General features: G+C 39.5%; 20 protein-coding genes. 9 read left to right on the top strand and 11 right to left on the bottom strand.

Going from position 1 to position 18,661, the window contains the following annotated elements:
* Positions 1-135: 135 nt before the first annotated feature.
* The 5 genes from DWX61_RS12890 to DWX61_RS12870 form a co-directional block, all read right to left on the bottom strand.
* Positions 136-555 (bottom strand): nuclear transport factor 2 family protein, encoded by a 420-nt coding sequence (locus DWX61_RS12890; protein WP_003060053.1) that lies wholly within the window; start codon positions 553-555, stop codon positions 136-138.
* Positions 556-622: 67 nt separating this feature from the next.
* Complete coding sequence (locus tag DWX61_RS12885) at positions 623-844, bottom strand: hypothetical protein (protein WP_003060793.1); 222 nt, start codon at positions 842-844, stop codon at positions 623-625.
* Position 845: 1 nt separating this feature from the next.
* Complete coding sequence (locus tag DWX61_RS12880) at positions 846-980, bottom strand: DUF3789 domain-containing protein (protein ID WP_003061156.1); 135 nt, start codon at positions 978-980, stop codon at positions 846-848.
* A 13-nt stretch (positions 981-993) separates the two neighbouring features.
* Complete coding sequence (gene mobT / locus DWX61_RS12875; RefSeq protein ID WP_003062030.1) at positions 994-2,190, bottom strand: MobT family relaxase; 1,197 nt, start codon at positions 2,188-2,190, stop codon at positions 994-996.
* Between the two features lie 238 nt (positions 2,191-2,428).
* A complete protein-coding gene (locus tag DWX61_RS12870) occupies positions 2,429-2,839 on the bottom strand; it encodes a hypothetical protein (protein ID WP_117565083.1) in 411 nt (136 codons plus the stop codon).
* Between the two features lie 111 nt (positions 2,840-2,950).
* Between DWX61_RS12870 and DWX61_RS12865 the strand changes: the two genes are divergently transcribed.
* Complete coding sequence (locus DWX61_RS12865) at positions 2,951-3,151, top strand: helix-turn-helix domain-containing protein (RefSeq protein WP_004612745.1); 201 nt, start codon at positions 2,951-2,953, stop codon at positions 3,149-3,151.
* A 5-nt stretch (positions 3,152-3,156) separates the two neighbouring features.
* On the opposite strand, the gene DWX61_RS12860 is transcribed toward DWX61_RS12865, so the two are convergent.
* The 4 genes from DWX61_RS12860 to DWX61_RS12840 form a co-directional block, all read right to left on the bottom strand.
* Positions 3,157-4,524, bottom strand: coding sequence for an FtsK/SpoIIIE domain-containing protein (locus DWX61_RS12860; RefSeq protein WP_117565081.1), 1,368 nt, complete (start codon positions 4,522-4,524; stop codon positions 3,157-3,159).
* Between the two features lie 17 nt (positions 4,525-4,541).
* Positions 4,542-4,925, bottom strand: coding sequence for a YdcP family protein (locus DWX61_RS12855; protein ID WP_117565080.1), 384 nt, complete (start codon positions 4,923-4,925; stop codon positions 4,542-4,544).
* A 15-nt stretch (positions 4,926-4,940) separates the two neighbouring features.
* Positions 4,941-5,267 carry a YdcP family protein gene (locus DWX61_RS12850; protein ID WP_117565079.1) on the bottom strand — a complete coding sequence of 109 codons (327 nt, stop codon included), beginning with the start codon at positions 5,265-5,267 and terminating at the stop codon, positions 4,941-4,943.
* A gap of 239 nt (positions 5,268-5,506) precedes the next feature.
* Positions 5,507-8,566, bottom strand: a complete 3,060-nt coding sequence (locus tag DWX61_RS12840) for an SrtB-anchored collagen-binding adhesin (RefSeq protein WP_117565078.1) — start codon at positions 8,564-8,566, stop codon at positions 5,507-5,509.
* A gap of 382 nt (positions 8,567-8,948) precedes the next feature.
* Between DWX61_RS12840 and DWX61_RS12835 the strand changes: the two genes are divergently transcribed.
* The 6 genes from DWX61_RS12835 to DWX61_RS12810 all read left to right on the top strand — a co-directional run bounded on the left by DWX61_RS12835 (position 8,949) and on the right by DWX61_RS12810 (position 15,209).
* Positions 8,949-9,155 (top strand): RelA/SpoT-related domain-containing protein, encoded by a 207-nt coding sequence (locus DWX61_RS12835; RefSeq protein WP_502696294.1) that lies wholly within the window; start codon positions 8,949-8,951, stop codon positions 9,153-9,155.
* 35 nt (positions 9,156-9,190) lie between these two features.
* A complete protein-coding gene (cls, locus tag DWX61_RS12830) occupies positions 9,191-10,750 on the top strand; it encodes a cardiolipin synthase (RefSeq protein WP_055166960.1) in 1,560 nt (519 codons plus the stop codon).
* Positions 10,751-10,947: 197 nt separating this feature from the next.
* Positions 10,948-12,381: a phospholipase D family protein gene (locus DWX61_RS12825; RefSeq protein ID WP_118625677.1), complete on the top strand. Its 1,434-nt coding sequence runs from the start codon at positions 10,948-10,950 to the stop codon at positions 12,379-12,381.
* Entirely contained in the window at positions 12,360-13,070 is a 711-nt protein-coding gene (locus tag DWX61_RS12820) for a response regulator transcription factor (protein ID WP_044024695.1), read from the top strand. Before DWX61_RS12825 ends, DWX61_RS12820 begins: the two co-directional genes overlap by 22 nt.
* Entirely contained in the window at positions 13,070-14,113 is a 1,044-nt protein-coding gene (locus DWX61_RS12815; RefSeq protein ID WP_118625675.1) for a HAMP domain-containing sensor histidine kinase, read from the top strand. The genes DWX61_RS12820 and DWX61_RS12815 overlap by 1 nt, the downstream gene beginning before the upstream one ends.
* Before the next feature lie 31 nt (positions 14,114-14,144).
* On the top strand, positions 14,145-15,209 hold the full coding sequence (locus DWX61_RS12810) for an FUSC family protein (RefSeq protein WP_118516154.1): 1,065 nt from the start codon (positions 14,145-14,147) through the stop codon (positions 15,207-15,209).
* A 14-nt stretch (positions 15,210-15,223) separates the two neighbouring features.
* Here the strand turns inward: DWX61_RS12810 and DWX61_RS12805 are convergent, their stop codons facing one another.
* Positions 15,224-16,078 carry a LysR family transcriptional regulator gene (locus tag DWX61_RS12805; RefSeq protein WP_118516155.1) on the bottom strand — a complete coding sequence of 285 codons (855 nt, stop codon included), beginning with the start codon at positions 16,076-16,078 and terminating at the stop codon, positions 15,224-15,226.
* Positions 16,079-16,227: 149 nt separating this feature from the next.
* Here DWX61_RS12805 and DWX61_RS12800 point away from each other — a divergent pair, with 149 nt between their 5' ends.
* The gene (locus DWX61_RS12800; RefSeq protein WP_118625673.1) at positions 16,228-17,067 is read left to right on the top strand and encodes an aldo/keto reductase; all 840 of its coding nucleotides are present in this window, start codon (positions 16,228-16,230) and stop codon (positions 17,065-17,067) included.
* A gap of 339 nt (positions 17,068-17,406) precedes the next feature.
* On the opposite strand, the gene DWX61_RS12795 is transcribed toward DWX61_RS12800, so the two are convergent.
* A complete protein-coding gene (locus DWX61_RS12795; protein ID WP_118516157.1) occupies positions 17,407-18,288 on the bottom strand; it encodes a LysR family transcriptional regulator in 882 nt (293 codons plus the stop codon).
* 130 nt (positions 18,289-18,418) lie between these two features.
* On the opposite strand from DWX61_RS12795, the gene DWX61_RS19350 reads away from it, so the two are divergent.
* Complete coding sequence (locus tag DWX61_RS19350; RefSeq protein WP_243119256.1) at positions 18,419-18,580, top strand: hypothetical protein; 162 nt, start codon at positions 18,419-18,421, stop codon at positions 18,578-18,580.
* Positions 18,581-18,661 lie beyond the last annotated feature (81 nt).

The following is an 18,661-nucleotide window of genomic DNA, read 5'->3' as shown; positions in this document are numbered from 1 at the left end:
ATCACAGCCGACGTTTGCCTGCATATCCTTAAAAATATCGCTCATTTCATCACTCCAATCTGATTTTAGGTAAGAAAAAAGCAGTCAATCCTAAGACTAACTGCTTTATGTATATGGATATAATTTGATTAAGTTTTAAAACCAGTTTGTTTTTTCATCTCTAAATTGAGGGTTATCGCTGTGTTGATATGGATTATAGTTATTCAGATTGCAACCATATTCTTTTAATGATTTGATTTTGTTATCTTCTGTCCATTCAATTAAGGAAATACCGTCAAATTCTTCAACGCTTCCCGTATTCATTTCATTTTTAAAATACCATTCTACGACAGTTTGATTTTCTTTATGAAAGAACTGTTTAATATCCCAAATAATGACTTTACCACGAGTATTCCATTCATTAAACCAATGTTTTACTGTTTTAAGATTTTCATATTTAGGACACCAGCTTTCCGTATAAACAACATCTTCTGTAAAAATTTTATCTATTCCTAAGTCTTGCTGTTTCAACCACATATCAAACCATAAACGAATAATTTTTTCTCTCTCATTCAAAATAGAACACCTCGATTACTTCTTTTTTCACATTATAGCACCCATACATCAGCCCCACAATAAAATTTTATGCACCGATAATCTTATTGAACAGCTCTAACAGTACATCTTTCACACCGCCAGCATTGAATACCAAGCCGACAGCAATCAAGGCAACTACCAAGAAACCGATAAGTTTTGAAAACTCACGCTTGAACCCTAAGTAGATACCGATAACCACAATCGACATAAGCACTAAGCTCTGTGCGTTGCTTAAAAACCATTGATACAAATTTTGCCCGAAATTCATGTTATTTGTCCTCGCTTTCTTTTAATTTCTTCATTTCATAGTCAGCTCCTTTGCCAACACTTAAAATACACATCAAGGCTACGCCGATACCCGTTCCAACAGATACCAGCAGGAAGTCTTTCAATAATTCCCACATTTTTTCATCACTCCTAACTTTCTACTAAATCTTTTGCAGGGGTCGTCTGCTGTTTGATTATCATTTCATGCTTTTCTGTGAGCTTTGCCTGCTGTTCGATAGTTTTCATGTAGTCTGTTCCGTTTCCCTTATCAATCCTTTTCAGCATTTTCAAGGTCGGTGCTACCTGCCGTTGTACCCACCGCAATGTACGGTCTAAGGTGTAAGGCTCTGGCTTTGTCGTCAGCTTCAAGCTCTGTCTGTTATCGCCGATAAACCACGCCCAGCGGTCATTGAGTTTCCAGTCATTTTTTCGCTTGTCTGCTTCTTCATCAACAAACCGCACATACTGGTTGATGATAGAAAAGGCAGTCTGCTCTGCGTCATAATAGGTCAGCAAATCTCGTACTGCATAATAGGCACGTTCATTTCTAAGCCGTATCTCAAAACGGTTGATAATGTCGGCTTCTTCCAGCGGTGTCCCTAACTTGACGTACTGCTCATAGTCCTTTTCATAGATACAGAAATACACATCTGATTTTAGCGAACCAAGATAAAGGGTGCGTCCCATATATTCTCTGTCGTCCTCTCTATGCTTGATAAGCTCGCCCGACTGATAAAACTTATAACTTCTGGACTTTCCGATATATTCCCGTTTCCTGCATTTTTCCGCAAGCTCTGGAATATCCAAAATACCCGTATGGTCGTTGATAGCAAGGTCGATACGCTTCATCACGCCACCGTCTATGAGTGCGTCCATGAGAAAGTCATACCAACTTCTTTGTTGTGCCAGCAGGTAACTTTCAAACTGTCGGCAACCACGCCCCTTTAACTCTAAAAGGACACCTTTTTCTTCGTCAGCCGACGTATAGATAAAGATGTCCCCTAAAGAATAATGCTCCGTATAACTGTAATGTCCGTAATCTTCATGGAGCATATAATTGATATTCAGTTTTAATATATCTTTGATGATGTGCTGTATATCCAGCGTGGGAAAACGAATTTTCACATAATCAAACAGCATGGTAAGCGGTACTTCTGGATTGAACCTTGCCAGTTCCTTATGCAGAGTTTCCAGAAGTTCCTTTGACGGCTTCATTTTTCCACTTTCTATCTTGTTGAAATATTCCCTTGTGATACCAGAAGCCACCGCCAGCCTGCCTTGTGAGATACCGTAAGCAATCCGTTTCTCCCGTAATTCTTTTATCCGTTGTTCTTCATTCAGAACCATACCCCCAATCTGTAAAGTGTGAAGTTTTTTAAGGCGACTTCACAGCCGATTTTTGCTAGAAAACCATGCCAGAAGCCTTATGTTTCCTATGTTTTTTGTCTATTGTCTATTTGCAAACGTACCCCTCTGTTAGATACCGAGGGGTTTTACCTGCTGGCGTGGCTTACGCCACACCAGCAACGGCTAGTCCGTGCCGTCGCCTTTCGCTTCGCACGTCGCCGTCCCCTCCTGCCTTGCGTTATTCGATTACCAGCGTGAACGCTTCTGGATCATCAACAATGTTGTATGAACCGAGCGTGTCCGCTGTCTGCGTGTATCGGAAGCGAAACAAAGGCTTTTGTCCTTTCATGGAAAAACGGGAACGGTACACCGTACCATATAAAGCGTTTGGCTTTGCCACATCATAGCTGAACAGGATAGAAGTAAAATCATTCTCCCTGCATTTTTTGATGATTTCCTCTGCACATTTTTCTTTATCTGTTATGATAAGACGGTTGAGCGTAAAGGTAACGTGTTCCTCATGGAAGTTTTCTGATGAAGTCCTCATACTTCCTGCTACATCAATCTCACGTCCCCATTGCAGATAGGAAACCGCCAATCCTAGCACAAAAAGTACCGTGATTGTTATGATTTTTCTCTTTTTGCACATACTGTTACTGTCCTTTCTTGTAGGGTGTATTATAATACAGTCTACGGTAATACATCTTATTTATCAATACAGTTGTATCTTATAATTCAAAGAAAAGACGAGGTACAGCGTATGCAGGTATATATTGATTTAGAAAATCTTTTGAAAGAGAAGAATATCAGCAAAAACAAAGTCTGTGAAGCGTGTAAATTACAGCGGACACAGCTTAATAACTATTGCAAGAACAAAGTTTCCAGAATTGACCTCACAATCCTTGCAAAGCTCTGTGATTTTCTGGAATGTTCTCCAAACGACATATTGAAATTGAAGTAGGATTGTCAGTTTTCGTTGCTTGCAGTCCTTTTTTCTTCCAGCCTGCCGATTTCTTGTAGAAAATCATGTCCTTTCGGAACTAAAGGCGTGTAAAATTCGCTGATAACGCTTGTCCCCACATCACAATAGCCACGCCCCTTGATACGCTTCTGGAAAAACTGCTTTTTCACATCTGAACCAAACAGCATACCGTAACCTAATTCGCTGATACGCCCAAGTCCCACACGGAAATTGAAGTTATCTCTGATACCGTCCGAGAAATACTTTGCGTCTGGACGCTGGCAGGCAACAATAAGGAAATAACCTGCTTGTCGTCCTAACATAACGATTTTCTTTAACTGGCTAAGTAAGCTCACGCTTTCTTTCGTCCCCAGCATTTCAAAAAATGCTACATATTCATCAAAGATAAGAAAGCAGGGTGGCAGTCCCAAATAGGCGTAGTTTTCGCCCGTCTTATAGTTCGGGTGTCGCTTCATTTCCTCACTTCGCTGTACCATGCCCTCATAAAAGGCATTGACGCAAGCTATCATTTCTTCTTTGGTGTGATACACATTTCCCATAACCGTCCCTAAGTCTGCAAGGTCAGCGTTCTTCGGGTCTAAGATGTAAAGGACAGCGTTGGTATGTAGTAAGGCTTCAATGAGCGTCAGCAGAAAATAGGTTTTACCGCCACCAGTTCCACCAGCAATCAGAGCGTGAGGGAGTGCGTCATATTCCCAGACAAGATTTTTCATCAGTCTAAGACAGCCGTTTTCTGCCCGTACTTCATCAATGGTAATGCGGTTCGCTATCATATCATAAAGCAGGGTATATTCGATATAGCCGTCATGCAGGGTCTTGTCGGTCAGCTCACAATACAAGCCACTTTCCAATTTATCCTCTAACCGTAAAAGCTGGTCTTGATATTTTCCTAATGTAATTTCACAGCGGATATGAAGCAGTCCTTTTTCCATTTGATAATAAATCTTTGGAAACCAGACGATTTTTTCCCTTGATCTGCTTTGCAGGTCAGTAAAAAAAACGCTGTCTTGTACGGTATCGGCTTCATACCACTTGTTTTCCAGTACCATTCTTGCCAGCTTTTGACGGTGCAGGAGCTTCTTGTAACTGTCGTAACAGAAACGGTAATACAGAAAAGCGACCAATGCACAAACACCAGTCGCTATCAGTATGGTTATGAAGTTGTAAGGGGAAAGCGTCAAGCCGTTGTCTAATAGGCTGAAATGCTCCCAATCGGTACGCATGAGCTGTCCCATGTTCAAGAGTAGTAATACCGCTAGGAACAGAAACAAAAGCGTACCAGCACAGAAACGATACACTAAGCCTTTGTCGCTGGCTCTGATACGCTTTCCCTTATAGTTCAGTATGTTCATAAGCACTCCTTATCCGTTTATTTTTTTGGCTGTCCCTGCGGTGTATGGTTCTGTGGGTTGCCTGCGTTCTGATTATTTTTGTTCTTCAACACAATATCCTCTGCCTTTACATACCAGTCCACATCTGCACCCATATAGGTTTTTCGTGATACCGTATCAGCTACGGGATTGACAAGCTCTACAACTGCATTGTACGGAAATTCCCTTAACGGTACTTCTGGCGGTACGGACACGGGGATAATTCCACCATGCAGACTGCACTTCAAATCATAAATACGCTTTTTAAGCTGGGTACTCGGTGTCCCGTCCTCATTCTGCAAGAACACATCACGCACCGCTGTAAATTTCAATTCTCCAAATGTTTTCTCTTTGTCGATAACAAAACCGTTTGATAATCTCATAAATTCTTCACTCCTTTACTTTTCTTCAACTGTTACAATATCATCAGCAAGCAACACATAATCGGTATGTCCCATATCCCCGATTGCGTAACCTCTGCCGTATAGCTTCGGATTGACAAGTTTTACTTTCTGTTCATATTTAAACTGCTTTTCGCCAGCCTGCACAGGAATTTCCACCACAACATTTTCCCCTCTCTGCACATCTGAATAAAGGTTGTAGCTTCTTCTTGCGAAAAATCTGCGGTTATCCTTATCTCTGTCAAAAACATGGTCGCTTTCGCCTGCAAATTCAAGAGTTCCAAAAGACTGTGCCATATCTGGCACGACATATTTCATTTCCATAGTGTTTTACCTCGTTTCTTTCTATTTTTGATAAGTTAATTGATTGTGATTTCTTATTCTGGCGGTTAAGGAAGTACCAGCAATCCCACAGATAGTAAAGGGTAAATTGTATGCTTACGCACCCTTGACTATCCGTGTGCTTGCAAGTAAGTAGCAGACAAGCCAGAATAAGCGGAAGTCTGCCGTTTTGACAGCTTCGGCGGAGAGCGTGATTTTTCTTTCATCATATCGTTACCGCCTTATGATTTTTTCGCTTTACGGCGTTTGTAAAGATATGTTCCAGCCATTCCAGCACCAGAAGTCAGAAGAAGTGCAAGCAGTCCGTAAAAGTTGGTACTGTCGCCCGTTTTTGGACTGTCTGTTTTCTTTGGTGTATCGGGTGTCTGTGGTGTTTCTGGTTTCTCTGGTTCTTTCGGTTCTTCGGGCGTTTCTGGTACTTCTTTGATAGTAACCGTCTGTCCGTCGTCCTCAATGTCCTTGTGTTCCGTAACCTTTTTCGGTTCATCTGGATTGCTCAAATCATACAATTCTTCAAAGGTTACAAGTTGTTTACCGCCAAGAGAAGAAGCGTCAAAGGTAAAGGCAATCTCTACTTTCATGCTTTCTTTATCAGCGATAAAGGTATAGTCATTCTCTATACGTTTGCCGTCAATGATAAGCTCCGCATTTTCTTCTTTCAACATCTGCCAGCCTACAAGCTGATACTTTGTACCGATTTCTAAGCCCTCTAAAGTAACCGTATCAATGATTGTAACGTCTTTTCCTGCTTCAATCTCTTTGTTGCCGTCCTCATCAGTAGCAGTCGTATGTATTTTGATGATACGCTCTGTAATTAAAACAGTCTGCCCGTCGTCCTCAATGTCCTTGTGTTCCGCAACTTTTACGGGTTCATCTGGGTTGCTCAAATCATACAATTCTTCAAAGGTAACAAGGTTCTTGCCACCTAAAGCAGACGCATTGAATGTATAAGCAATTTCCACTTTCATAGCTTCATCATCAGCGACAAAGGTATAGTCGTTTTCTACACGTTTTCCGTCAATGATAAGCTCGGCGTTTTCTTCTTTCAACATTTGCCAGCCTACAAGCTGATACTTTGTCCCTTTTGTAAGTCCGTCTAATTTGACAGTATCTACAATCGTGATTTCTTTTCCTGCAAGGATTGTCTTTTCGCCGTCCTTGCTGGTTGCTGTGGTATGGATTGTGATTTCTTTTTCGTATTCATCAGTCAAAGTCCCTAAATCAATCACACGGTTATTTCTTGATACCACGATTTCAAAAGGTGAGATAAGCTCAAAGCCCTTATTGCTTTCACATCTCAATTCTTCAATGATGTAAGTATCATAAGGCAACGCACCTTTGCTGTCGTCTGGTTCAGAAGTTCCAAACCATACACCGTCCTCGCTTGTTTTGCCTGCGTTGGTATTGTGCTTATGACTAGCCCAGTCAGCAGAAGTGGAGAACTGCCCGTTATCATCAGTTACCACGATATGACTTTCGCCCGTCGTCTTGCTTGTGATCCTAAACGGAACATCAGCAAGACGCTTGTGTGTTCCTGCACCGATTTTTACGCCCTCAATATCGCCACGTTTCACTTGATTGTAGATAGAGTGTGCTTTGTCGGTTAATTCTACGATTTTTCCATTCTCTGTGATTGAAAAGTCAATCGGCTTTGCACCGTCTGTCAAATATCCGTCGGGTGCTTCACTCTCAACGATACGGAAGTTTCCATAAGGTAAAAGGTCGGCAGAAGTAGAAGCGATACCCTCAATATCCGTATGGATTGTTTTTACCACTTCATTTTTCTTGTATAGCTTGCCCTCAACCAATACCGCATTATCATTTAAGGAAATGATGTCAAAGGCAGTATCTTTCAAGGTCGCACTTCCTTGTGGCTTTGTATCGCCCGTTTCTAAATCTCGTTTCTGGATTTTCACACCGCCACGAATGACTTTATCTGATACAGAAAACTGGTTACTTCCAGTCAATACGGCAAGGTCGCCGTCCTCGGTAATCTGTGTTACATATAAGCCTTTCATCTGTTCGGACTTGTCGCCAGCCTGCATATATGCACCCTCTAACAAGTAGCCGTTTGGAGCTTTTGTTTCCTCAACGGTTAGCGTTCCTAAAGGAAGAACCGCTTTTCCGTCCTGCATATAGAAGCTGTCGCCAGCTACTTTGTATGCGTCATCTAATTTTGTAACATAATGGATTGTGCCGTCGCTGTCCTTTTCAGCGATTGTCTTTGTCGTCCATGTACGAGTAGCTTTTTCTGGAAGATTGTTCTTGTTGTAGTAACCGTCATAATATTTCCATGTAAACTCCGTACCCTCTAAAGAAGCGTTCCCTTGTGGGTTGTCTTTCTGCGTTTCCATGTCGATTTTGAAAAGCTCAATCAAGGTGTCTGTTACTTTCGGTGTATCAGATACATTCAAGGTTGCTGTTTCGCCAGCTTTGATTGTCAATGGATAGACCGTTTTATCTACTTTATATCCTGCTGGTGCGGATAATTCCTTGATATAGACCGTTCCTGCTTTAACCTCTACAATCTCTGTATTGCCGTTACTATCAGTCGTAAGGGTGGCAAGCTGTTTCGTGCAGTCTTTATCAGAAAAGACACCGTAAGTTGCACCAGCGATTGAGTAAATCCTGTTGTTCTCTGTAATGCTGGCATTACTGGAAGATTTTTTCAATGTGGCATTTCCGACGTTTAAGTTCGCCCAGAACTGTCCTAGTTCCTGCCCCTCGCCAGAGTAGATATAACCGCCACATTCATAACGTCCTTTATTCTCTTTGACAAAGGCTTTTGCCCCTGCAAATACTTCGTCCTGCGTTACCTTTGGGATTTCATCATAAGAAGCTCGCACGTTGTCGCATTGCCAGCCCAGATGAACGCTTAATCTCTGCCAGACCACAAGCTGTCTTAAAAGGTAGGCGTGATTGTTGCTTATTCCGCTGTGGCTGTCTGTGTACTGTTTCACATATTCAATGGATAAGGCAACGTCGCTTATCTGGTCGGCAGTCATGCGTGAGCTTGCGTCAGCTCTGGTCTTATAACCATTTTTAAAGTCTGTGTTAATGTCGATACAGTAAGCGTCCTCGCCCTCGACGGTCAAATGCCCCTCGTTAAAGGTAGAACCAATCGAACCGTCATTCATTACTTTTTCAACGATACCGACACGCTCATTGGATTGCGTCCAGTATTGCTTACTTTCCGCATGAACGGGTGTACTCGGTAAGGTAGTAACGACAGTCGCTAGGGCTAGTACGCCCGTGCATAATCGTTTCAATATCTTTTTCATAAATCTAATGCTCCTTTCATTTTGGGTAATAAAATAGCCGTCCATAATGAACGGCTGGAAATAGAAAAGGAACGTCATTTTAGGCGTTCCATAGTCTATAAAAATTCAATTTTTTGTTGTTTCAATACTGATGTGCTGTACCATATCTTTGCATATCTAGGAAAACTTGCGTATCAAGGCTCATTCGTTAGTAGTAAATAAGTAGTAAATTGATGTGTTTGTTTCCTTGAAAATGCTGATAGATACTGTGTTTTAGCGGATAATCAGATTTTTATTGTGTTTTTTAGATAAAAGATTATATAAAAAATCCAAAATCGAATGGTTATCGAAGCTATCATATGATTGTTGAAATACCAGTATTTTTGCTAAGGGTAAAACACCTATGCGTGTAGAATTACAGATTCGAACCAATGGTATGGATTTCTGGGCAACATTGGAACATCAACTTCGCTATAAAAAAGGAATTGAAGAAATGCCTGGCTATGATGAGATAAGTGAAGAATTACTTCATTCTGCAAGAGCTATCATTGAAGCAGATAATGAAATGCAGAGAATAAAAGACAAAATTGGTATGTTACACGAAATTTAGGGAGAAAACTGAGCAAGTAGGAAGGTGGAATATATATGAAACAAGATACTTTAGAGGGCAAAGCAAAAACAAAAAATGGGGTAAAACGGCTGTGTTTTTCCATAATCTGCATTCTTCTGGAAGTGATTTTTATTATTACTATCGTAACACGCTTGAATGAATATGCAGAAATCATAAATTTATTTACAAGGATTTTGAGTGGGATCTTGGTTTTGGGATTGTACGCATCAAATAAGACATCCTCTATGAAAATGCCTTGGGTCATTTTAATTCTAATTTTCCCAATTATGGGTGTAGGCCTATATTTGTTGATTGGTTTGAATGGTGGCACACATAAAATGCGTGAGCGGTATGCAGAAATTGATAGCAAATTGTTACCAATGCTTCCGGACAGTCAGGAGTGTTTGAGCAAAATAAAAGAAACAATTCCGAAAGCAGGAAATATAGCAAGTTACATACAAAGAAATTCGCAGTATCCAATCTATCAGAATACGGATATTGTGTATTTTGATGAAGCAGTGAAAGGATTAGAGGCACAGCTTAAGGATTTGGAGAAAGCACAGAAGTTTATCTTTATGGAATATCATGCGATAGAAGACGCTGAAGCATGGCATAAGATTCAAGATGTTCTGGAAGAGCGAGTAAAAGCAGGTGTGGAAGTTAGAGTATTCTACGATGATATGGGTTCTATAGGCTTTATTAACACAGATTTTGTGAAAAAGATGGAGGCAATAGGAATTCATTGCCGTGTATTCAATCCATTTATGCCAGGTTTAAATCTGTTTTTGAACAATCGTGATCATAGAAAAATAACAGTTATTGATGGAAAAGTCGGATTTACAGGTGGATATAATCTAGCAAACGAATATTTTAATTACACACACCCGTATGGACAGTGGAAAGATACAGGTATTCGTTTAGAAGGAGATGCTGTTCAGTCGCTTACGGTGACATTTTTGGAAATGTGGAATGCAGTAAGTGATAAGGATGCTAATGATTCTGATTTTAGTAAATACCTTTTCCACTATGATTATGCGGCACAGCAAACTGGGTTTGTTCAACCTTATGCAGACAGCCCTATGGATAATGAGCAAGTAGGAGAAGAAGTTTATATCAGTATGATAAATAAAGCTGAAAAATATTGTTGGTTTATGACTCCATATCTAATCATAACAGATGAAATGACGCATGCGTTATGTCTGGCTGCTAAGCGCGGGGTAGACGTAAGAATTATCACACCTGGTATCCCTGATAAAAAATTCATTTATAATATAACTCGTTCTTTTTATCATGGATTAGTTAAACATGGTGTTCGTGTTTATGAGTGGACTCCTGGTTTCTGTCATGCAAAAATGAGTGTGGCAGATGACTGTATGGCAACTTGTGGAACAATTAATCTGGATTATCGAAGTTTATATCACCATTTTGAAAACGGCTGTTTTATGGCAGATTGTCAGGCAGTTGTGGAAATAAAAAATGATCTGATAAGAACGATGGGAGAATGTCGTGATGTGACAGACCAATATCAAACCGGACGAAGTGCATATTTGCGACTGGGACAATTATTTATGAGATTATTTGCTGGATTGCTATAAGAATCTGATGAAACGACCTTTCAAAAAACAGTTGATTTAGAAGTTAACTGTTTTTGAAAGGCCGTTTTTGCTATATCTAACAGTCTGTTGTACAAAGAAGATTTTGCATGGATGAAAAAACAAACCTTGTTGAGGTTAAATTGAGATTGACTTTGTATTGTATAAGTATGAAATAAAAAGGAATCAGGTGATGTACAATGAAAAAGCATAAAATATGTAAAATCCTTCTTGTTATACTGGCAATTTTTTTATGTGTGGCTTTTTATGAATTGCTCGGAATCTGCGTTGCATATAAAAAGCAGCCGGAAGTGTCCAATACAACCAAAAAAGAAACAAAAAATGAGTCATGGAACGAATGCAGTGAAAATACAGAACGGGCAGTAATCATAGAAAAGAATCCAGAAGCGCTTTTACAAAGAGTGCGTTTGATCAAGAATGCAAAAAAGGAAATTATTCTTTCTACTTTTGCATTTCAATCCGATGAAAGTGGAAAATTGATTTTAGGAGCACTGCATGATGCGGCAGACAGAGGTGTACATATTCGTCTGTTAGTAGATGGAATGGAGAGCTGGATTGATATGGAAGGAAATCCGTATTTCTATGGATTATCTTCCCATGAGAATGTTGAAATTAAACTGTATAATAAGGCCAATCCGTTGAAACCGTGGAAAATGATGGGTAGAATGCATGATAAATATTTGATTGCAGATGGAAAGAGATATATTCTTGGGGGAAGAAATACATACAATTATTTCCTGGGTGATTTTCCGGGACATAAGAACTATGACAGAGACGTGTTAGTGGTTTGCGATGAACCTGAGAAAGAAAATTCAGTTAACCAGTTGTCAGAGTATTTTGAAACCATATGGAATCAGGAAGACAGTGGTTATTTTCATAACAATAAAAAACTGGCAAATAGAAAATCTGTAAAGAACGCAGTTTTAGAGCTGCAGAACGGCTATCAGAAATATTTTGAAGAGAATAAGGAAAGAATCTGCGATACCGATTACACGGACGAAACTTTTGAGACAGAAAAGATTGCATTAGTGTCAAATCCTATCCACACAGGTTCCAAGGAACCAGTAGTCTGGTATCAACTGGGAGAACTAATGAAAAATGCAAAAGAGCGCGTGAAAATTCATACACCATATATTATCTGCAATGATATGATGTATAATACATGGAAAGAGATTGCGGAGAGAGTTCCGGATTTTTCTATCATGACCAATTCGGTTGCCAACAATGGAAATCCGTTTGGTTCTGCTGATTATGCGAGAAACAGAAACAGAATTTTAAATACAGGAATTGATATCTGGGAGTATGAAGGCGGCTATTCTTACCACGGAAAAAGCATCCTGATTGATGATGATCTATCCGTAATAGGTTCCTTTAACATGGATATGAGAAGCACGTATCTGGATACGGAACTGATGCTTGTAATACGTAGCAAAGAGATTAATAAACAGTTGGAAGAAGGCATGATGGAATATGAAAGAGTGTCCCGCCAGATATTAGAAGGCGGAACTTATAATGATCCATATCATGTAGAGCCAATCGAATTAACAAAGAAACGTCAGAGAAAAATATTTTTGGTACAGCATCTGCTTGGATGGGCAAGGTATCTGTTTTAATAAGGAGGAAGGAAAACGTGTTTCAAATATTGATTGTAGAAGATGATAAAGAATTAAGCCAGCTATTCCAAAAAGTGCTTGAGAAGAATGGATATCAAGTCAAAAGTGCATCGGATGGAGCACTGGCATTAGAAATATTGGATAAAGAGTATATTGATCTGATCATTTCCGATATTATGATGCCGGTTATGGATGGTTATGAACTGGTGTCGGAACTCCGTTCAGCAGGATATCAGATACCGGTACTTATGATCACTGCGAAAGGTTCCTTTGATGATATGCGCCAGGGATTTCTTTCGGGAAGTGACGATTATATGGTAAAACCGGTAAATGTGAATGAAATGGTTTTAAGAGTCGGAGCACTGCTTCGCCGTGCACAGATACTGAATGAACACAAAATTGTGATCGGTTCAACAGAGTTTGATTATGATGCAATGACGGTTACAACTGATAAGGAAAGTCTTGTTTTGCCTAAAAAAGAATTCCTGCTTTTATATAAGCTTGCAGCTTCGCCAGGCAGAACATTTACAAAACAACAGTTGATGGATGAAGTATGGGGATACGAGACGGAGGCAGACCCACATACGATAGAGGTACATATAGGAAGAATCAGAGAGCGTTTTAAAGATAACCCTGATTTTGAAATCGTAACAATGCGTGGAATTGGATACAAGGTGGTGAAAAAATAATGGAACAAAAGAAAGAAAAAGGATTGCGGATCCGATCCTGTCTGACTGGTGCAATCTGGCTGGCACTTGTATTTTCAACAGTCATATCTGCTTTATTATTTGCTTTTTTGAATCATTTTTTTAATCTGCCGGGCAGCATACCTGTGCTTGGCTGGCTTTTGATTTTCAATACATTGATTGCAGGGCTGATCACTTCCTTTATTAATGCAAAGTTACTGGAACCAATTACCAGACTTAGTAAAGCAATGAAGGAAGTTTCTCAGGGAGATTTTGAACAGCATTTGGAAACGAACAGCCGTATAGCAGAAGTTGGAGAATCTTATCAAAGTTTTAACGTTATGACAAAAGAACTTCGTGCAACAGAGGTGCTGCAGATGGATTTTGTATCTGATGTTTCTCATGAGTTTAAGACCCCGATTAATGCCATTGAAGGATATACAATGCTGCTTCAGGGAGAAGAACTGTCTCCGGATCAAGAGGAATATGTAGAAAAAATCTTATTTAACACCCAAAGACTTTCCGGATTGGTTGGTAATATTTTGCTGTTATCCAAGTTAGAGAATCAGAATATACCAATGAAAAAAACAGAATATCGTCTGGATGAACAGATCCGCCAGGCATTTCTTTCATTGGAAACAAAATGGACAGAAAAAGAAATTGGTTTTCAGGTAGAATTGGAGGAAGTTAAATATACTGGGAATGAAGGACTTTTTATGCATATCTGGATAAATCTTTTGGATAATGCGATTAAGTTCAGTCCTTCAAAGGGGACAATTACGATGTTTCTGAAACAAGAACAGGATTCTGTTAAGTTCATTCTGGAAGATGAAGGACCAGGAATAGAGGATGATGTAAAATCCAGAATATTTGACAAGTTCTATCAGGTAGATGGATCTCATAAAGCAGAAGGAAATGGCCTAGGTCTTGCACTTGTAAAACGGATTGTAGATAGTGCCGGAGGAACAATCAAAGCAGAAAAACGTGAATATGGTGGATGCAGATTTGTTGTAGAGCTTCCAATACAGAAAGATGAGGCCATATAAGTTTAAGAAAAACAGATAGAGGAGGAATTACATGACATTTTATCAGGAGTTGCAGTTAAATCAGGCAGGTTCTAAAAACCTGTTGAAAAAGAGTGAAACACTAAAAGAAAAATTATATCATATGTGGGTATATCTGGTGAAGATAGCTGCTACAATGGCATTTTGTTTTTTCTTTGTTAGTATTTTCAGTATCCTATTTGGAAATGAGAACAGCATTGTAGGTGTAGTAGTCTTATTATGTCTCATGGTGTTTAGAAATGCGGATCTGGGGATCCACACCGGACAATCTACGATGCTTTTGGCTTTGTTCTTTGTAATTATGACTGTATGTCCGCATTTAGCAAATCAGTTTTCACCGGTATTGGGAATGCTGTTAAATATTGCGGCACTGGCTGTGTTGATTCTGTTCGGATGCCATAATCCATTCATGTTTAATCAATCTACATTGGTTCTTGGGTATCTGCTGCTATATGGTTATGATGTTACGGGAAAAAGCTATCAGATGCGATTAGTCGGAATGGCTTTAGGTGCAGCACTTACCTGCTTCGTATTTTATCGAAATCATAAAAACAGAACCTATAAAAGAAATCTGAAAGATTTGATACAAGAATTTGATATCACTTCTTCCAGAACAAAATGGCAGATATGTCAGATTTTATGCGTACCGATTGTCCTTTGCATTGCAGAACTTTGTAATATGCCACGTGCAATGTGGGCTGGTATTGCGGCCATGTCCGCGATTTTGCCGTTTATGGAAGATATGCACTACAGAGTCCGTAAAAGGATTGTCGGAAATATTGCAGGTGTTATATGTTTTACAGTATTATATTTTCTGCTTCCTTCGTCAATCTATGCATATATAGGAATTCTTGGTGGAATCGGTGTAGGATTTTCAGCACAATATGGCTGGCAGGCAGTATTTAACACATTTGGTGCTTTAGCCATTGCTGCAGAGACTTATGGACTACAAGGAGCGGTTAGTCTTAGAGTGATTCAAAATGTTTTTGGTGTTGTGTTTGCTTTAGCATTTTGTGTTATATTTTATTGGTTTATGTCTAAAAAAAACGGTTCATGCGGGACTCAATGTACGCTTTAATGAAGAAAAACAGATTACTTCTGATAACGAAATTCAAAAGTGGGCGAAACAGATTGTAAAATAGTACTCTTAGCGGAACTAATCAGGTGATAGGTAACATTTACTTCAGGATCAGTTAAGGGAATTCGTTTCCGTCCTTTCAGAGTCTGCTCTGAGCCGGGTGCTTTACTGCTGGAAAAACATAATAATGTGGAAGTCCTGACCAATTCTTCAAACTCAAATTCATCTGTCTGTATCAGAAAGCGGGATGCTGGCATTTTGCTCTTTACCAGATTTGTCCAGAAACCGATTTCATCACGAAGAAGGCAGTTAAAACCGTTAAGCTGTGAAAGACTCAGCTGAGAATATTCTGCCAATTTGTGTTCTTTCGGGATACAGACATAGAGCTGCTCCTTAAGATAAGGGATGCAGAGAAGATTTTTATCTGAACAGGCCTGTGGCAGAATACCGATATCAGCATTGCCGGAACTGGCATTTTGAAGGATTTCATCCATATTTGTCAGTTTTGAGGAAATAATATTATCAGGAAATCTGCGAGACAGTTCAGGCAATAATGACCATAGAGGTACGGGAGCGCAGGAATGAATGGTAATCGTATGCTGATTGCGTTCAAATGTCTGTACGGTCTGAACTGCTTTTTCAGACTCGGAAAGCAGAGACCTGGCCTGCTCTACCGCAACTTTACCGGTGGCAGTTAATTCGATACGGTTTTTACCACGATGAAAGAGCGGAACACCAAAAGCATCTTCCACATCATGCATGGTTCTGGTAAGTGTCGGCTGGGAAATATGAAGTTTATCTGCAGCAGCAGATAAGGTACCACAGTCTGCGTAGGTTACAAACTGGTAAAGATCGGATAAGTCTAACATTTAGATACCCCCCTTTCTATTCATAATATGAATAGCAGATTCCAGAATTGATATTGTACACATTCATTTTAACAGAATATAATTTGAGTGTAAACAGAAAACAAGAAATATCATATTTCATAAAATGAATACAAAGGGAGGACGAAACGATGGATTATGTTACATTAAATAATGGTGTGAAAATGCCACAGCTTGGCTATGGCGTTTATCAGACTCCCACGGAAGAAACAGAGAGCTGCGTGCTTACTGCAATCAAAAACGGATATCGTAGCATTGATACTGCTCAGGCATATGGCAATGAAGAAGGCGTAGGTCAGGCAATTGTAAAATGCGGTCTGCCAAGAGAGGAACTTTTCATTACCACAAAGATCTGGATCAGCAATGCAGGATATGAAAAAGCAAAGGCTTCGATTGAGGAATCCTTGAAGAAACTGAAAACAGACTATGTGGATCTGCTTTTGATTCATCAGCCATTTGGCGATTATTACGGAACATACCGTGCAATGGAGGAAGCCTATAAAGCAGGCAAGGCACGTGCAATCGGCGTTTCAAACTTCTATCCGGATCGTTATATCGACATTGCACATTTTGCAGAAGTTGTTCCTGCGGTAAATCAGGTGGAAACACATGTGTTCCAGCAGCAGAAAGTGGCTCGTGAATATCTTGCAAAACATAATACACAGATTATGAGCTGGGGACCGTTTGCAGAAGGAAAAAATGATTTCTTCAATACTCCGGTACTGAAAGAGATCGGAGCAAAATATGGAAAGAGTGTAGCTCAGGTGGCACTTCGTTTCTTGCTTCAGAATGGCGTTGTTGTGATTCCAAAATCAACGCACGAAGAACGAATGCAGGAGAATTTCAATGTATTTGATTTTGTACTGACAGATGAGGAAATGAAGCAGATTGAAGTGCTTGATACTGGAAAGAGTTTGTTCTTTTCCCATTATTCACCTGAAACGGTGGAATGGTTTATGAGTATTGTGTAACAAAGTAGCTTCATAAAGGCAAAAGCGTATTGTGGTTTATACGACCGGCAATACGCTTTTGCTGTATAATAGGATTAGAAAATGAGGGAACAGAATCATCCGAATGTGATCAAAATTATGAAAAGACCGACAATCTCAGAAAGTGAGGACGCTGGTGGGACGATATAACACAAGGGAAACAATAAGGGAAAGTTCACCTGCGATAAATCCAGTGTTTCAAGGACTTACGGAGAATTTGATAATAAAATATAACAGTTATTAAATCGTTTAAAACAGGTGAAATCTCAATCGAAGTTTGTCTTGCTGTGTTCAAATCACAAAAAGGTCATCGTTTCACGATTATGGTAAAACGATGATCTTTTTTATTTCTTCCAGTAACAGATTAGCAACAGGAGTGAATATTTGATATTTTTTCCATATAACATACATTTTTGTATGGAGGGGCGGTGTAATCGGACGGAAGCATAAATCACTTTCTGCATTTGTTTCTACTAACTTGTCAAAGGTAAGCTCAACCCCCAGCCCTTCACGGACAAAAACGGCACCGTTATTGCAGAGATTAAATGTCGCTAATATATTAAGTCGGTCAAGGTTATCGGAACACCAACGGGGTAAATCCATTTTAGCAGACTGTTCCGAACAAAAAATAGGAATATCCAATAAGTCATCAAAGATAATAGCCTCTTTTGTGGCTAATGGATTGTCCTTTCTCATCAGAACACCCCATGTATCGTATTCAGGAACTTCAAGATAATTGTATTTTGATAAATCTGGCGGTTCTACAATAAATGCCATATCCAGAAGACCACGGTCTAATCGTTCCGTTACCTGTTCGGTATCACCGCTGGTAACATGATAATGGATATTGGGATAAATGCTGCTTAACTTTTTTACAGCACGGGCAAGATACTTTACAAGATAAGATTCTGCACAGCCAATATAAATATCACCGCCTGTGATATCATCCATTGCCTGAAATTCGTTTGTGATTTTGTCAGCCAAGGCCAGTAAATCTTCTGCTCTTTTTCGTAGAAGCATACCCTCATCAGTAAGACTGACGCTGGTGCTGCCACGCTTAAATAATTTTTTGCCAAGTTCTTGTTCCAGATCCTTCATCTGCTTAGAGAGCGTTGGCTGTGTAACATGAAGTCTTTCAGCAGCCCTTGACATATTTCCTTCACGTGCAATTTCAAGAAAATAGCGAAGTACACGAATTTCCATAGTACAACCTCCAACCTTTTTTATTATCCTATACTCAAATGATATTCCTGTCAAGAATATCATGATATGAATTATAAATATTAGATATATCACTTGAAGAATGTATAATTAAAGCAGGAGGTGCAGACAGATGGCAGAAGCAAATGACAAATATGGAAGAATTTATCAGAATCTTGTGGACGCAGGCTGTAATCAGAAAACTATCCAGCGTTGCATGAAACTGGCACAAGAAAACAATGTAGAAGCGCTGTTATCACAGTTGTATGTGTATAGAAAACATTTAATAGAATAGACACATAATTATCAGGAAAACATAGATTGCCTGGATTATTTGATCTACTCGTTAAAGAAACCTAATGAAAATAAGGAGAAT

Origin of the sequence: Ruminococcus sp. AF20-12LB (assembly GCF_003478985.1) — a bacterium.
Classification (GTDB): Bacteria; Bacillota; Clostridia; order Lachnospirales; family Lachnospiraceae; genus Blautia_A.
The sequence above is the reverse complement of the archived record's forward strand: the minus strand, read 5'-3'. Positions and strand labels throughout refer to the sequence as shown.

What these genes read in the sequence shown, in the direction of transcription:
- DWX61_RS12865 (WP_004612745.1), top strand. Translation starts at nt 2,951, where the DNA reads ATGCAGGTATATATTGATTTAGAAAATCTTTTGAAAGAGAAGAATATC.
- DWX61_RS19350 (WP_243119256.1), top strand. Translation starts at nt 18,419, where the DNA reads ATGGCAGAAGCAAATGACAAATATGGAAGAATTTATCAGAATCTTGTG.
- mobT (WP_003062030.1), bottom strand. Translation starts at nt 2,190, where the DNA reads ATGGTTCTGAATGAAGAACAACGGATAAAAGAATTACGGGAGAAACGG.
- cls (WP_055166960.1), top strand. Translation starts at nt 9,191, where the DNA reads ATGAAACAAGATACTTTAGAGGGCAAAGCAAAAACAAAAAATGGGGTA.
- DWX61_RS12810 (WP_118516154.1), top strand. Translation starts at nt 14,145, where the DNA reads ATGACATTTTATCAGGAGTTGCAGTTAAATCAGGCAGGTTCTAAAAAC.
- DWX61_RS12795 (WP_118516157.1), bottom strand. Translation starts at nt 18,288, where the DNA reads ATGGAAATTCGTGTACTTCGCTATTTTCTTGAAATTGCACGTGAAGGA.
- DWX61_RS12820 (WP_044024695.1), top strand. Translation starts at nt 12,360, where the DNA reads ATGGGCAAGGTATCTGTTTTAATAAGGAGGAAGGAAAACGTGTTTCAA.
- DWX61_RS12825 (WP_118625677.1), top strand. Translation starts at nt 10,948, where the DNA reads ATGAAAAAGCATAAAATATGTAAAATCCTTCTTGTTATACTGGCAATT.
- DWX61_RS12885 (WP_003060793.1), bottom strand. Translation starts at nt 844, where the DNA reads ATGAATTTCGGGCAAAATTTGTATCAATGGTTTTTAAGCAACGCACAG.
- DWX61_RS12860 (WP_117565081.1), bottom strand. Translation starts at nt 4,524, where the DNA reads ATGAACATACTGAACTATAAGGGAAAGCGTATCAGAGCCAGCGACAAA.
- DWX61_RS12840 (WP_117565078.1), bottom strand. Translation starts at nt 8,566, where the DNA reads ATGAAAAAGATATTGAAACGATTATGCACGGGCGTACTAGCCCTAGCG.
- DWX61_RS12870 (WP_117565083.1), bottom strand. Translation starts at nt 2,839, where the DNA reads ATGTGCAAAAAGAGAAAAATCATAACAATCACGGTACTTTTTGTGCTA.
- DWX61_RS12800 (WP_118625673.1), top strand. Translation starts at nt 16,228, where the DNA reads ATGGATTATGTTACATTAAATAATGGTGTGAAAATGCCACAGCTTGGC.
- DWX61_RS12880 (WP_003061156.1), bottom strand. Translation starts at nt 980, where the DNA reads ATGTGGGAATTATTGAAAGACTTCCTGCTGGTATCTGTTGGAACGGGT.
- DWX61_RS12815 (WP_118625675.1), top strand. Translation starts at nt 13,070, where the DNA reads ATGGAACAAAAGAAAGAAAAAGGATTGCGGATCCGATCCTGTCTGACT.
- DWX61_RS12850 (WP_117565079.1), bottom strand. Translation starts at nt 5,267, where the DNA reads ATGGAAATGAAATATGTCGTGCCAGATATGGCACAGTCTTTTGGAACT.
- DWX61_RS12855 (WP_117565080.1), bottom strand. Translation starts at nt 4,925, where the DNA reads ATGAGATTATCAAACGGTTTTGTTATCGACAAAGAGAAAACATTTGGA.
- DWX61_RS12835 (WP_502696294.1), top strand. Translation starts at nt 8,949, where the DNA reads ATGCGTGTAGAATTACAGATTCGAACCAATGGTATGGATTTCTGGGCA.
- DWX61_RS12805 (WP_118516155.1), bottom strand. Translation starts at nt 16,078, where the DNA reads ATGTTAGACTTATCCGATCTTTACCAGTTTGTAACCTACGCAGACTGT.